Below are 13,641 nucleotides of genomic sequence, written 5' to 3' on the forward strand. Positions count from 1 at the left end.
GATTTCGCCGCGCTTGCGATCCCGACTACCTCATGGTCGCGACCCGCGGCGCCCGGCTTCGCCGCGCTTGCGATCCCGACTACCTCATGGTCGCGACCCGCGGCGCCCGGCTTCGCCGCGCTTGCGATCCCGACTCGGCTTCGCCGCGCTTGCGATCCCGACTACGCTCAACACCCGTGGCGACTGGCGGTGACGTTGATGACCAAATTACTCAGCTCGCCAAATCCGCGGGTCGGGGCGATCGGGCTGCGCTTACGGCATTCATCCAGGCCACGCAGCGCGACGTGTGGCGGATGGTCGCCTACCTGACGGATCCCGGCAGCGCAGACGACCTGACCCAGGAGACGTTCGTGCGCGCGATCGGTTCTCTGCCGCGCTTCGCCGGCCGTTCGACGGCTCGGACCTGGCTGTTGTCGATTGCCCGGCGCGTGGTCGTCGATTCCATCCGGCACAACACCTGCCGCCCCCGGACGGTTCATGTGGCCGATCTTGATGAGGCTCTCACCGGCGGGCAGCCGGCATGGGAGAAGCGGCCCAACCGGATTGAAAACATGGTGGAGATCCGGTTGTTGATCGACGGGTTGGAGGCCACGCGCCGCGAAGCGCTGATTCTCACCCAGGTTCTGGGGCTCTCCTACGCCGAAGCCGCCGACGTCTGCGGATGCCCCATCGGCACGGTCCGCTCCCGGGTGGCGCGGGCGCGTGACGATCTGCTGCGCGCGGCCAACGAAAGCGACCGGGTCGGCTAGCTCACCTGTTCTTGGTCGCCGGGTGATTGCGCGTCAGGAAGGGCAGCATCCACTCCGGCGGAGCCACCCGGAACAGCTCCGAGGAGATCCGGTTGGCGATGCCTGGCACGACGACAGCCTTTCCAGCTGCCAGGCCGTCGATTCCGGCCTGCGCAACCTTGTCGGCCGGAACCCACATGATCTTCGGTAACGCCGCGTCGGCTTCTTCCTTGCTGAAGCCCGCCGCCTCGCCGAATCCGGTGTCCACCGGTCCGGGGCAGAGTGCGGTGACATTGACCCCGGTTCCGCGCAGTTCGCCGCGCAGGCTGTGGGTGTAGGACAACACGAACGCCTTGGCGGCGCCGTAGGCCGCCTGCCCCGGCAAAGGGCCGAAGGCCGCGACCGAAGCGACGTTGAGGATGGCGCCCCGTTTGCGCTCGACCATTCCGGGCAGGATCCGGCTGCACAGGTCCACCACCGCAGCCACATCGACCTCGACGAGATTGAGTTCTTTTTCTGGATCTGATTCCGCAACAACTCCCAGGGTCGACAGGCCGGCGTTGTTCAGCAGGATGTCTGGGGTCAGACCAAGTGCCTCGACGCGATCCAGCAGGCTCGCTCGGTCGGCTCGGTTCGAGAGGTCCGCAGGCAACGGGCGAGCTTTCTCACCCAATCGGCCGGCGATCTCCTCGAGGCGGTCGGCGCTGCGCGCCACCAACACAACCTGATAGCCGCGCTCGGTGAGTATCCGGGCGAACTGCTCGCCGATGCCCGACGATGCGCCGGTGACGATCGCGGCACGGTCTTTTCCTGCTGGTGGGAGAGCCATAGCAGTGACCGTACCGGGCGGGCGGTTGCCCTAAGGCGGTCACTCGGCCTGTGCGAGGACGGCCAACCGATCAAGCGATGCCCGCAACATCTCGGCCGTGGTCGCCTGAGCGCGGACCAAGCGCTTGGTATCGGTCAGTGCCGTCCAGTCGTACGTGTGCGTGACCGTGGTCAGTGTGGGGTTCACCTGGCTGAGCTGAAAACGCCACAGGTGCCCGGGCGGCTGCTTGCGGAGTTCTGCCGGAAGCCAGGCGATCTGGCTGGCCTCGATGAACTCCACGATGTGGTTCTCCCTCACCTCGCCACCGGTCAGCGTCGTCTTGAATACGTCGCCCACTTGGCGGACCCGCTGCCCCGGAGCCGACGACGCCACATTGCCGTTCCCGTCCCACTCCGAGTGGCGGGACGGGTCGGCAATCAACGCGAAGATCCGATCGGCGCTGGCTGAGATGGCGCGGGTGGCGCTGACGATCCGGTCTTGGGTCATATCCGGATCCAAACACGTCCCGCCGGTACCCGCAGGGCGTCAGCCGGCCTGAAGGTTCTCGACCGGCCCGGATAGTCCCGCCTTCACCTGTCGGCTGAGGTCGTCTGCGAGGACCTCAGCGTCGTCACGCTCGACACCGTCGAGGATGTCGCGGGCCACCTGACGTGGGTCGTTCTTCGGTGCGTCGACATCGGCGACCATGTCGGTGTCGGTGTAACCGAGGTGGACCCCAGTGACCAGAGTTCCCTGCCCCTTGAGTTCCATTCGCAGCGAGTTGGTGGCCGACCAGAACGCTGCCTTCGAGGCACCGTAGGCGCCGAAGCCACCCAGCCAGGACAACACGGAGTGGATGTCGATCAGGGCCCCGCCGCCATTACGGGCCAGGACCGGCGCAAAGGCCTTCGCGACCCGAACCGCACCGAAGAAGTTGGTCTCGAAGACCTCCCGAATCACGTCGATGTCCGACTGCAGCAGGCTGTATCCACCGTTGGTGCCGGCATTGTTGACCACGATTTGCGCGTCGGAGGCCGTATCGGCAAGGGCCGCAATGGAATCGCCGTCAGTGACGTCGAGCGGGACGCTCACCACCCGCGGGTCGTCGCTGGGTTTCGGCGCCCGTGCGGTGGCGTACACCTTGGCCGCACCACGCGCCAGCAACTCGTCCACAATGGCCTTGCCGAGGCCACGTTGCCCGCCGGTGACTACGACCGTCGATCCCTGGATGTTGACCATGTTCAAAACTCCTTGAACTAAGTAAAAAGTCTTTGCCTCTGTCAGGCTAGTTGCCGATGACGACATATACAAGTAATCTTTGGCTATGTCGCATCCGTGGTTTGCGTCACAGCGCTACCGGCTCGCACCCGCCCCCGGCGGCTTAGGGCTGGTACAGGATTTCCTCAACACCGTCGGCATCGGCGATTACGGCCCGGACCTACTGGCCGATCCCGAACTCGCGCGCGAGTGGGCGGCGGAAGCAGCCCAGGCCTGGGCCGCGGCACGGGGAGTCGCCGCGGAGCCTCCTGCGCTCACTGACGCCGATGTAGCGAAGCTGTACGGCTTGCGCGACACCATCGCAAAGCTACTCGCCGGCGAAGCCGTGCAAGTGTCGACGAGATCGATCGCGGCAGCGTTCACAATTTCGCCGACCGGGCAGGTGCGGCTTGAGCCCGTTGGGAGTGGCTGGCGTTGGTTGGCTTCGGCGCTCTGGGCCGAGGTGCTGCAGAGTCAGTGGGAAGGCACCTGGCCGCGCCTGAAGCGATGCCGCAACCACCAGTGCGCGTCGACGTTCTATGACCGATCGAAAAACAACAGTGGCGTCTGGCACAACGTAAAAACCTGTGGGAATGCGGCGAATCTACGGGCGTCGCGGGCCCGCAAGCGCGAGCGTGGCGATCACAAGCTCGGCGAAGCCGGGCGCAGTGGGTCGCCACCGTCAAACCGTGGCGATCACAAGCTCGGCGAAGCCGGGCGCAGTGGGTCGCCACCGTCAAACCGCGAGCGGGCCACATAGGGCGGTCAGTACAGCGCCGGAAGCAATCGCAACAAAATAAGGGCAGAACTGGTCGCCACCTCGCCGACGAACCGATTGAAGTTCAACCCGGAATCGGCGCCGGCCAGATCGGACAGCGCGCGAATGACCAGCCAAGGGATGGCGAAGGATTCGCAGATCTGGGCCAGCGCCCCGCCCTCCATTTCCACCGCGAGACCGCCGAAGTCGTTGTGCAGCCGGGCACGAGTGCGTTCGCAGTGCAGGTACTGGTCGCCGGTCAGGATGGTGCCGTAGTTGATCCGTGGCGGCCTGCCGTCACCGCCGGCCGCGATGGACAGTGGCGGCAGAGCGAAGCCCTGAAGAAGGCCCTTGACCCGGTCGATCAGGACAGGATCGGCCGGATGCCCCAGCCGTTCAATGGGGTTGATAAAGGGGATGTGGCCGGGTTGGTAGGTACGCAACCGTTCGGCTTGCAGCAGACCGAAATCGTGCTGCACGACCCGGTCGGCGATGACGATGTCCCCGATACTCAGTTTCGGATCCAGTCCACCCGCGACCCCGGTGAAAATGATTGCGCGGCAGCCGAATCGATCGGCCAGCAACGTTGCGACCAGGCCCGTGTTCACTTTTCCCATACCTGCGGCGGCCACCACCACCGGGTGTCCGTCCAATTCGCCACGATCGAAGTCGATCTCAGCGATCCGCTCTCGGTACGAGCCGTGCAGCACATTACGTAGATGCGCCAACTCTTGCGGTATCGCGCAGATCACGCCGATGGTCACCGCGATATACCCGGCGGCACCAACGGTTTCACGACATTGGATTGTAGCGGCAGGTCAGCAACGCTCGGCTCCGCGCGGCATCACGCGCGGTGCAGTTGTCGGGCGCCGCGAATCGCTTTTCAGCGCGGCATGTAGCGCGTGGCAGGCGCGGGACCTGCTCGCGGCGACTTCGTCACCGGCGCTGTGGCTCTGGTTGATCCGTTTCGGTAATGCGGTCACGGTTATGGTCCTTTAGTGAGTGCGACGTGCTGCGTCGCTTAATCGAATTACAGCCTGGACGCTTTACGGGAGCACCGCGCGCGGGTAAACAGCGTGCTAAGCAGCCTTGTGCTGTCCGGCACAGTGCGAGGGTCTCTCCGACCGCGTCACAGCAAACCGCTTTCAGCGCTTCGCAATTCGCACCATGGTGTCGGCCAGCGAAACCTGGTGCCCTGCGGAACATCTTACTTCGGGCACGACCGCAGCACCGCATCCATCGTGTATCAGTTCCATCGCGCTGGACTCGCCCTGCAGGGTCCGGCCGAATTCGATCAGGCTGATCAGCACCGGATAGAGGTCCCGACCGCGATCGGTGAGCACGTATTCGTGGCGCTTGCGCTGCCCGGGTTCCTGATACGGCCGCTTCTCCAGCAATCCGGCGTCGACAAGCTGACGCAGCCGCTTCGCCGCGATCTGCTCTGTCACCCCGGCGCGACTGGCCAAGTCGTCGAAGCGGCTGCCACCGAAGAAGGCTTCGCGCAGCAACACCATCGCCGAATGCGTTCCGATCAACGTCAGGGCATGTTCCATCGGACACCAGTCGGCGGCCGTCCACCGACTTCGATCAGCGAGTCTGTCGGACAACTTCACTTTGCTCAGATCCCTTCGGCGGTGCGCCGGCGATCAAGGATTGAGTATCAGGCAGCTGCTGGTGGCGGTCGCCAGCAACTTGCCCGTGCTGCTGGTCAGCACTGCCTCGGCGATCGCGGTGCGCTTGCCAAGGTGAGTCACCGTGCCAGTGCACCGCACCGGACCGGTTTCGACTTTGATGGCGCCGACGAAGCGGACCGATAGATCCAGACTGGTGTATCCGACCCCGGGCGGCAGCATGGTGTGGACGGCACACGCCGCGGCGGAGTCCAGCAGCGTGCAGTACATGCCGCCGTGTACGGAACCGATCGGGTTGTAGTGAAATTCCGCCGGAGTCATGGTGAAGACCGCCGAGCCCGCCGAAACGGACTCCAGCTGGCCGCCGATGGTGCTCATCACCGGTGGTGGAGGCACCTCCCCGTCGACCATGGCCTGCAGAAACTCCAGGCCGCTGCGACTGCGCGCCGCCTCCGCCGCACTTTGCGGATCGGCCCACACGATGGTGCGGGTTCGGTCGGCTTCGCTTGTGTCCCAATCGGCTGAGCAGACTGTCTGGCTCACGACGTGCACACCTCCCGGGTTGCATCGCACACGGCAGACGCCGCGCCTCTCAGTCAGCCTGATAGCTGGCTCTACTTTAGTCAAGCCAGCTGAGTGTCGTCTGAGTCACACGTCGGGGGCTCAGGTCGCTGTCATGGCCGCGCGCTCCAGGTCGAGCAACTGCTCGCCGTGTAACTCCTCGTCGTACGCCTTGCGTCCGCCCCGCGCTCCGAAAAGCCGCTTCGAGATCACCAGATACACCACCGCAGCAATGTTGATGACCAGTGTCGCCACCCGGGTCGTCGTGACGCCTTTGAGCATCTCGTGAATCTCCAACGGCAGAAAAACCGAGGTGGCGACAACCGCGAAATACTCCCCCCAGCGCTTCAACAGCCACAGTCCGACTCCCTCGACGATCTGCAGCAACGCGTAGGCACCGAGCAGACAGGTAATCAGCGTCAGGGTGGATGGTTTGGCGGCCAACGCCTTTTCCAACTCGTGGATGGCCGTCATCTGGTCCACCTTGAATCCAGCGGCACGGAAGATCGGCAGATCCCGCTCGAGGGTCGCCTGGATCGCGCCGCGGGAACCGCGAAACGTCCACACCGCCCATGCGGCGAGCCCCAGAATGAGCGCCCGCCCAAGTCGTTCGACGGCCAGTAATCGAATGATTATTGCCTGTCGTAATGCCTTGCCGCGCATGATGAGCGGTGCATCTTCGGGGCGCCCTCGGCCATGCGGCTCCCCGAGCGCGAAGTCGCCACAACGCAGACAGCGCCACACCTCGCCGAGCTCGGTCTTGGCGTGCAGGCGCTCGGCCAGCGCCTCGTCATCCGGTGCATAGGTGGCGTGACCGGAGACTGCGCAGGTGACCAACTCCCACCGGTTGAGGGCGCGATTCTTCTTCATGGCCACGTGCGCTCCTTCGAGGGCGGTTTGAGTCCGGGTTACGCCGGAGTTCGCCGATCATTCAACGCGAGCAGCAAACCATGCAAGGGGACGCGCACACCATCGGCGTCGGAAGACACCTGAAGCCGTCAAAACCTCAGTGCGCTGCGGCGACGCGCGGCATGGGGACTGACGGCGCCGAGTAGGCGGGTGAGGTCGGTGATCGGGTTCGCGTCGATGCCTTCGACCGCCGAGACAATCTGGTCGCGAAGTCCGTCATCGCAGAAAGGTTCGGCCAACCAGCGGAACTTCGCCACGACCCGATCCCAGGACATCGGACGAATGGGCGAACCCTCGTAGTCGGCCTGCTCGTGGCTGAACTTGCGTCCGTCGCGCGTCGTGACATGCACCCGTGCCGCGGTACGCAGTGGATAGTCCGCGGTCAGGTCGGGGGCCGGCCGGACGTCAATCCGAGTCAGCAGTTCCTGCACATCGGAGCGCCGAACTCGTTCGTTCTCAAGCTGTTCGGGGCCCACTCCGCCATCGATCAGGGCGACCGCGCTCAGATATTTGAGGTTGTAGTCGGCCTGCTCTTTGGTCGACGGGCGGTCCTTGTTTCCGTACGCGCCGCCGCCTGCGAAGTCGTAGGCACCTTGAAATACTTCGAGGTTCACCGCGGCGATATCGCTGCCGCGAAGATCGTTGGCACTACGAATCGCCAGTACTGCGTCGATGACGACCTGACCGTGTATCAGTGCGCAGAACTGCTTGAGGTAGGTCTGATCGACGGCAGTGAGTCCTCGGTCGGCGGTGCGGAAATCGATTGGCTGGCCGAAAAGTTGGGTCAGACCGTGTGGTCCGTCGAACAGAGTGCGCGGCCCGGTGACGCCTCGACCCGCCAACATCGTTGTGTAGACGGCGCGCATGCCGGTGATCGCCGGCGAGATGCCCTTCCAGTTCGAGACCGGTTCGGCATGCACGGTCGCGAGCGAGACATTGTCGGCCGTGGAAGCAGAAATGGCATCAGCGGTCCGATCCTCGTTCAACCCCAACAGCTTGGCCGAGCCTGCTGCCACCGACATCGCTAGTTGCAGAGCGTGATTGAGGCCCCGCGCCATGACCGGGACTGCAGCGCTGAATCGGCATTGCACCTCATAGGCAACCGCGAGGGCGAGCAGAAAGTCTGCTCCGGGGGCATCGAGATACTCGGCGACGGCGAGAATGGCGCCGAAGTTATCGGCGGGATGACAAAGTCCGCCAACGGTCAGGTAGGTGTCGAGCAGGTCTGGGTAGCGGACCAGGACCGCGTTGAAGAATGCCGCCTGATCCACCGATGCCCGACCACCACCAAGGAGGGTCGCGGTGGGTCGTCCACTGAATTCTTCGGCGTGGGCGCGGATCGCGGGGATGAGTTCTCCGTCCAACGCTCCGATCGCGCAAGCGATACTGTCAAGCACGTTGCGCTTGAGCATGTTTCGGGATTGTCCAGTCAGATCCGCCTGCCGCGCTCCGACGACAAACGCGGCAAGGTCGTCGACCACATAGTTCTGTGCCATCACTTTTCATCCTCCGTGTCGCTACATACGACTGAAGCGCGACAATGCGGCGGCGTCCAGGACTATTTGCCTACCTCTGTTCGGCCCAGCTTCCTACGGCAGCTCAGCAGGCGCCCACCATCGGCCTTTGGGCGGAGTGCGCCATTCTCGACTGTCGGCCACGGCCAGTAGCGCAGTCACCAGATTGCGCACGCTGGTCCGACTGTCGTCCTCGCGATGCACCAGCGACCACGTCCACACGGGCACCGGATCGGAAATGGGTCGCTGCCCCAGAGTCGGGGGTGCTACGGCGTTGTGGCGCTTGGGCGAGGCCAAAACAGCGGCACCGATTCTGCGAACGTGGGCGAAGAACGCATCGCCCGCAATCCCGCCGTCATTGATCTTCACCACGCGAGCACCGGAAGCTGCCGCGAACTCGCCGGCAAAACGGTTCCAGGACGACCATGCCGACTCGTCAGAGTCGACGAGAACGTTAACTTGTCCTGCAGCAATGGGTTCCGCTGACGACACACCGGGAAGCACGGCGCGCAGCGGCTCGTAGCGCAGCAGATGTGCGGTCAATCCACGCTCTTCGACTTGCTGCGCGGTAATCCACGTCAGCGCGATGTCGAGCGTGCCTTCGGCCACGCGGTCCGCCTGTGCGTGCGACGGAAGCACCCATTCGTCAATGCGCAGTGCTACCGCGGATCCCGCCAGAGCGCTGATGTCGTCGGGCAGCCAACTGACGTAACCGAGGCGGAGCGGCGTGGCGGCCGCCGCGGCGTGCTGCACACGACTCCTGGCGTCATCGGAGAGGGCGAGAATGCGCCGAGCGTCCGCCAGCAGGGTTCGCCCGGCCTCGCTCAGCCGAACCGTGCGCCGGTCTCGAAAGAACAAGTCGGCGCCCAGTTCCCGCTCCAGCGCGATGATCTGTTGCGACAGCGCCGGCCCGGAGATGTGTAACCGATCGGCAGCGCGGCCGAAGTGCAACTCTTCGGCGACAGCCACGAAGTAGCGCAGCTGCCGAAGTTCCATGAGCTGAGCTTAGGTGCGGGTCGCCACCAGCGACGCTTCGTCGACCAGAAGTCGACCGACCGAGCGGATCTGGTTGCCGGTGAGCGGACGCAGTGGATGGACGGCGATGATGAGGGCGATCTCTTGTCGATGGTCGAACACCGGTGCGGCGATGGTGACCACCGGTTGTTTTGCACTGCTGGCGTCTTCGTCGAAAAGTGCACCGCTGGTGGTGAACTCGACGAGTAGCTGATCCATGATCTGTCGGACCGGGGCCGGGACTTCATCGCTTGGCAGCGTGCCGACCAATTGTGCGGCCTGCGCCAGTGCGGGCGTTGTGCAGTCCACGTCGAACCCCCGTTGCCGCGTTCGCGTGAGCACACCTTCCAGGCGCCGCGCCCGCTCCGGATCGGTGCCCGCGCCTCGACGGATCCAGGCCTGCCGTCGTTCATCGGTATCCCATGCCGCGAATGCGACACCGAAGGGCGGCGCGTAGGGGATGCGGTCACCGGGCAGTCCGGACGGCTCGGTGGCCTCGTCACCCTCGAACGCGGTGATCACCAGGGATTCCTCGAACCGCTCGACCACCGAACCCGCATATCCGACCGCGCTGGCTACCCGCAGCACCGCGGCGCGGGCAGCGTGTGAAAGTGGCCGCGCCGAGTCGGTGCGGGCAGCCACCACCGCGAGTGCGGGGCCCAGGGTGAACGTCTTGGCCGCGGGATCGCGACTGGCCCAGCCGCGGTCGCACAACGTTTTCAGGATCGCGTGCGCAGTCGCCTGGGTCAGGTCTAGTTCGCGCACCACGTCGGAGAAGCGCAGCTGTCGGCCACTCGACCGCGCGAGCAGTTCGACGACGTCGAGTACCCGGGCGGTCGGCGCCGATGTCGATCCGCGAATTCCTTGACTCCCTCGGGCGATTGTTCTTAGTGTGATTACGAACATTCGAGACTATATCTCAATTATTCGAGAAAACTAGCGAGGTCGCGCTGTGCGTGCAGTGATTCTGCGAGACGGCAAATTGCACGTCGGTGACACACCGGACCCCGAGCCGGGCACCGGCGAGCTGCTGTTACGGACGTTAAGCACCGCAATCTGTGCCTCCGACGTGCACTTCATGGACCATCCCGAATTGGGCATCGACGATCCGACAGGTCGCTCGCTCTATGACGAGAATCAGGACATCGTGCTCGGTCACGAGTTCGTCGGCGAAGTGATCGGACTGGGTCCCGGCTGTTCGGAGCAGATTACGGTCGGCTCGCGAGTCACCGCGATGCCGATCCGCTTGGTCGATGGTGGCACCGGCGGCCTGCGGATCATCGGGCAGCATCCCGAGGCTCAAGGCAGCTTTGCAGAGTTGCTGGTGGTGTCGGAGGCCGCGGCCAAGCCGGTCTCCGGCAGCGCATCCAGTGACGCCGTCGCACTGACCGACGCATTCGCCGTCGGCGAGTTCTACGTCCGCTCGGCACAACTCCAACCCGGGGAAATCCCTATCGTCATCGGCGCGGGCGCGATCGGCCTATCCGCCGTTGCCGCGTTGGCGAGTAGGGGCATCGAACCGATCCTCGTCGCGGATTACAAAGCCGAGCGTCGCGAACTGGCCCGCGACGGCTTTGGCGCACACGTTCTCGTCGACCCTGCCGAGCAATCGGCATTCGATGCGTTCCGGGAAGTACGGGCCGCGCGCGGGTTACCTGGTCCAGCAGTGGTTTTCGAGTGCGTCGGTGCGGCGGGACTGATTCAGAAGATTGTCGAGTCCGCCGAGATGGGCACCCGGATCTATTGTGCGGGTGGCTGGTACACCGGCGACACACTGGACATCACCACAGCTACCCGCCAAGGCGTCACGCTCCAATTCGGCGGTGGCCCGCACCCGCAGGATTGGTACGGAACGCTTGACGCGATCGCGGCAGGGAAGCTGGATCCGCTGCCCAGCGTCGGCAGCATCATCACGCTCGACGAAGTGCCGGATGCGCTTGAGTCGGCCCGCAGATCAGAAGGACCACCGCGCATAGTGGTTCACCCCAACGGAGACGTCATATGACCGAACGTGAAGACCGACAGGACATTTCCGAACTGCTGGTGCGTTATGCGACCGCAATCGACCGGCGCGAGTATCGACTGCTCGGCACCGTGTTCACCGCCGAGTGCGACGTCGACTACGGCGAGATCGGAAAATGGCACACCGCTGAGGAAGTCATCGAGTTCATGGACTTGGTGCATGCCATGGCGGGGTACACGCTGCATCGACTGAGCAACATGGCCATCACAGTTGACGGCGATCACGCCGAGGCCCGCACCTACATCGACGGACTGATCATGGCCGCCGACAACAACGGTGGCGTCAACGCAGTCGGCTTCTACGACGACGTGCTCGTGCGAACTCCCGAGGGATGGCGAATAGCCAGACGGCAGTTCACCTCGGTGCGCGTAGTGGCAGTGGGTTAGACGTATGACATTCACAGCGAAATACGGACCGTGGGCGTTGGTGGCCGGCGCTTCCGACGGCGTGGGAGCAGCCTTCGCCAAAGGCCTGGGCGAGCGCGGCGTCAACGTGGTGCTGCTGGCCCGACATCAGTCGGTCCTGGAACAGGTTGCCGCAGATATCAATTCATCGGCAGGGGTGCAAACCCGGATTCTTGCTGTAGATCTCGCCCAGCCGGGCGCAGCTGTTTCAGTCGCCGAGGCCACTGAAGATTTGGAGATCGGATTCCTGGTGTACTGCGCCGGCGCCGACCCGAATTACGAACCCTTCCTTGCCAATTCCATCGAGAATGCCGAAGCGATGGTGCAACGCAACTGCATGGTGCCGATGCAGCTCTGCCACCACTTCGCTCCCGCAATGGTCGAACGAGGCAGCGGCGGAATCGTCATCTTCGGGTCCGGCGCCGGGCTGGTCGGTGGACCGAACATGGTCGCCTACGGCGCATCCAAGGCTTTCGACATGGTGTTCGCCGAAGCGTTGTGGTCCGAACTGCACGACAAGGGCGTCGACGTGCTGGGCCTCATCCTGGGCAAGACCGATACCCCCGCGTTGCGCGAGCTCGAGTACAGCCGGGGCCAACTCAGCTCGCCCGACGACGTTCCGTCGGGAGCCGCCACCGTGGACGATGTCATCGCCGAAGCATTCGACAACCTGACCAACGGGCCTACCCTGATGGTCGGCGAGATGATGCGCGCCGCAATGCAGATGGTGGCATCGCTGCCGCGTAAGCAGGCCGTCGAGCTGTTCGCGCAGGTCGCTAAAGCTGCGATGGGCTCTGACACCTAGCCAATGGCACTACGGTCGGAGCTCATGGCCGGGCCGGCCGGCAGTGCGGCGTTCCTCCTTCATCCTCGCTTCATGCAAGTGCCGCGCACCCCCTTGCAGTTCCTGCCGCACACGCCGCTCATGATCGCGAAACACCGACCAGTAGTCGTCGTCGAACTCCTCGACAATCTGATAAGTCCACCGGCCCTGCAGGACATTGCGGCCGACCAAGTCGGTCAGCAGGCGATCGGCGACTGCATCGTGACCGGCGTCGCGTAGCTTGTCGCACGCTTGGCCTAGCAAGAGATCCGCATGTCCCATCAGCTGATGGAACGTGTACAACTCACCACGAGCGCGTTCGACATACTCCAAAGCCTCCGATACCGCACCGACCGCCTGCACCGTCGCTTCATCCACCTCCGGGTGCGGTCTCTCCGGTTCGCTCATAGCGTCTCTATGCCCAGTTCGTCAGACTTCACGCAGCGTCTCGTCGACGGCTAAGCCGGCGATCGCCAGGTGATGATCACCCGGCCATAAAGCAAACGGCTGATCCGGGCGCCGGGAAGTGTTTCCCGCACGTGTGCGCGCAGCTGCGAAAACGTGTCCGGCGGTGGCCATTTGATGGGGGCACTGTGCTCCCACTTCCCCTTGATGCGATTCGTGACGAAACAGGCCACGCCGGACCCCACGTTCCACAAACTGGTGCGGATCGAAAACCTGACGAATGTGACGACGGCCAATGTCCCGCCCGGCCCTACGAGTTCAGCGAGCCTGCCCAGGGCAGCGCGTGTGTCGTCGATGTGGTGAAGGGCGGCATTCGAGACCACAGCGTCGAAACCTCGAGCGGGCAACTCGGCAGTCATGACGTCGCCGTGTATCCACTGGATCGGCGCGGTGGCGAATCGGTTCTTCGCCCGGCTCAACACTGGCGCATCGCGCTCTATCGCAGTGACCTCGGGTATGCGGTCAGCCAGCCGCCCGGCCAGGAACCCGTCGCCACTGCCGACGTCGAGCACGCGCTGAGCACCGACCGGCACCTGGGATTCCAGCAGCGCGTCGTAATGGATGTTGAGGTTCCAAGGTTCTTCGCCCGACACTTCATCGAAGCTATCCGAATCTGGGGCGAGCGTGCGCGCACGGCGCCGAGCGTGCGCTCACGGCTGCTCAAGAGCCACTTCGGTAGCTGTGGCTGCACGCTCGGCGCCACCACCGCAGGCTCGGCGCCACCACAGCCCCGCCAGATGACCACCC

17 protein-coding genes are annotated in these 13,641 nt (G+C 64.3%); 5 read left to right on the forward strand and 12 right to left on the reverse strand.

The window, feature by feature from the left end; genetic code table 11:
• Nucleotides 1-176: 176 nt before the first annotated feature.
• Nucleotides 177-749 carry an RNA polymerase sigma factor SigC gene (gene sigC / locus ACZY1I_RS13180; protein WP_463755122.1) on the forward strand — a complete coding sequence of 191 codons (573 nt, stop codon included), beginning with the start codon at nucleotides 177-179 and terminating at the stop codon, nucleotides 747-749.
• Nucleotide 750: 1 nt separating this feature from the next.
• Here sigC and ACZY1I_RS13185 read toward each other — a convergent pair whose 3' ends face one another.
• The 3 genes from ACZY1I_RS13185 to ACZY1I_RS13195 are packed head-to-tail and all read right to left on the reverse strand — an operon-like array spanning nucleotide 751 to nucleotide 2,775.
• Entirely contained in the window at nucleotides 751-1,557 is an 807-nt protein-coding gene (locus ACZY1I_RS13185; protein WP_463754837.1) for an SDR family NAD(P)-dependent oxidoreductase, read from the reverse strand.
• Between the two features lie 39 nt (nucleotides 1,558-1,596).
• A complete protein-coding gene (locus ACZY1I_RS13190; protein WP_463754838.1) occupies nucleotides 1,597-2,043 on the reverse strand; it encodes an SRPBCC family protein in 447 nt (148 codons plus the stop codon).
• Nucleotides 2,044-2,082: 39 nt separating this feature from the next.
• The gene (locus tag ACZY1I_RS13195) at nucleotides 2,083-2,775 is read right to left on the reverse strand and encodes an SDR family oxidoreductase (RefSeq protein WP_463754839.1); all 693 of its coding nucleotides are present in this window, start codon (nucleotides 2,773-2,775) and stop codon (nucleotides 2,083-2,085) included.
• 85 nt (nucleotides 2,776-2,860) lie between these two features.
• On the opposite strand from ACZY1I_RS13195, the gene ACZY1I_RS13200 reads away from it, so the two are divergent.
• The gene (locus tag ACZY1I_RS13200) at nucleotides 2,861-3,553 is read left to right on the forward strand and encodes a CGNR zinc finger domain-containing protein (protein WP_463754840.1); all 693 of its coding nucleotides are present in this window, start codon (nucleotides 2,861-2,863) and stop codon (nucleotides 3,551-3,553) included.
• Nucleotides 3,554-3,558: 5 nt separating this feature from the next.
• Here ACZY1I_RS13200 and ACZY1I_RS13205 read toward each other — a convergent pair whose 3' ends face one another.
• From ACZY1I_RS13205 to ACZY1I_RS13235, 7 genes are all read right to left on the reverse strand, one after another.
• Nucleotides 3,559-4,320: a 5'-methylthioadenosine/adenosylhomocysteine nucleosidase gene (locus tag ACZY1I_RS13205; protein WP_463755123.1), complete on the reverse strand. Its 762-nt coding sequence runs from the start codon at nucleotides 4,318-4,320 to the stop codon at nucleotides 3,559-3,561.
• A gap of 375 nt (nucleotides 4,321-4,695) precedes the next feature.
• Complete coding sequence (locus ACZY1I_RS13210) at nucleotides 4,696-5,103, reverse strand: winged helix-turn-helix transcriptional regulator (protein WP_463754841.1); 408 nt, start codon at nucleotides 5,101-5,103, stop codon at nucleotides 4,696-4,698.
• A 93-nt stretch (nucleotides 5,104-5,196) separates the two neighbouring features.
• Nucleotides 5,197-5,724 carry a PaaI family thioesterase gene (locus tag ACZY1I_RS13215; RefSeq protein WP_463754842.1) on the reverse strand — a complete coding sequence of 176 codons (528 nt, stop codon included), beginning with the start codon at nucleotides 5,722-5,724 and terminating at the stop codon, nucleotides 5,197-5,199.
• 120 nt (nucleotides 5,725-5,844) lie between these two features.
• On the reverse strand, nucleotides 5,845-6,612 hold the full coding sequence (locus ACZY1I_RS13220) for a DUF2127 domain-containing protein (RefSeq protein WP_463754843.1): 768 nt from the start codon (nucleotides 6,610-6,612) through the stop codon (nucleotides 5,845-5,847).
• A 128-nt stretch (nucleotides 6,613-6,740) separates the two neighbouring features.
• The gene (locus ACZY1I_RS13225; RefSeq protein WP_463754844.1) at nucleotides 6,741-8,147 is read right to left on the reverse strand and encodes an MmgE/PrpD family protein; all 1,407 of its coding nucleotides are present in this window, start codon (nucleotides 8,145-8,147) and stop codon (nucleotides 6,741-6,743) included.
• Between the two features lie 93 nt (nucleotides 8,148-8,240).
• A complete protein-coding gene (locus ACZY1I_RS13230; RefSeq protein WP_463754845.1) occupies nucleotides 8,241-9,161 on the reverse strand; it encodes a LysR family transcriptional regulator in 921 nt (306 codons plus the stop codon).
• Nucleotides 9,162-9,170: 9 nt separating this feature from the next.
• Entirely contained in the window at nucleotides 9,171-10,085 is a 915-nt protein-coding gene (locus ACZY1I_RS13235) for a helix-turn-helix domain-containing protein (RefSeq protein ID WP_463754846.1), read from the reverse strand.
• Between the two features lie 55 nt (nucleotides 10,086-10,140).
• Between ACZY1I_RS13235 and ACZY1I_RS13240 the strand changes: the two genes are divergently transcribed.
• The 3 genes from ACZY1I_RS13240 to ACZY1I_RS13250 are packed head-to-tail and all read left to right on the forward strand — an operon-like array spanning nucleotide 10,141 to nucleotide 12,411.
• Nucleotides 10,141-11,184 (forward strand): zinc-binding dehydrogenase, encoded by a 1,044-nt coding sequence (locus ACZY1I_RS13240; protein WP_463755124.1) that lies wholly within the window; start codon nucleotides 10,141-10,143, stop codon nucleotides 11,182-11,184.
• A complete protein-coding gene (locus ACZY1I_RS13245; protein ID WP_463754847.1) occupies nucleotides 11,181-11,588 on the forward strand; it encodes a nuclear transport factor 2 family protein in 408 nt (135 codons plus the stop codon). Before ACZY1I_RS13240 ends, ACZY1I_RS13245 begins: the two co-directional genes overlap by 4 nt.
• A 4-nt stretch (nucleotides 11,589-11,592) precedes the next feature.
• Nucleotides 11,593-12,411 (forward strand): SDR family NAD(P)-dependent oxidoreductase, encoded by an 819-nt coding sequence (locus ACZY1I_RS13250; RefSeq protein WP_463754848.1) that lies wholly within the window; start codon nucleotides 11,593-11,595, stop codon nucleotides 12,409-12,411.
• Nucleotides 12,412-12,420: 9 nt separating this feature from the next.
• Here ACZY1I_RS13250 and ACZY1I_RS13255 read toward each other — a convergent pair whose 3' ends face one another.
• Nucleotides 12,421-12,837, reverse strand: coding sequence for a hypothetical protein (locus tag ACZY1I_RS13255; RefSeq protein WP_463754849.1), 417 nt, complete (start codon nucleotides 12,835-12,837; stop codon nucleotides 12,421-12,423).
• 50 nt (nucleotides 12,838-12,887) lie between these two features.
• Nucleotides 12,888-13,487, reverse strand: a complete 600-nt coding sequence (locus tag ACZY1I_RS13260) for a class I SAM-dependent methyltransferase (RefSeq protein ID WP_463754850.1) — start codon at nucleotides 13,485-13,487, stop codon at nucleotides 12,888-12,890.
• Between the last annotated feature and the right edge of the window lie 154 nt (nucleotides 13,488-13,641).

Source organism: Mycobacterium sp. IDUB_37, from assembly GCF_055419245.1.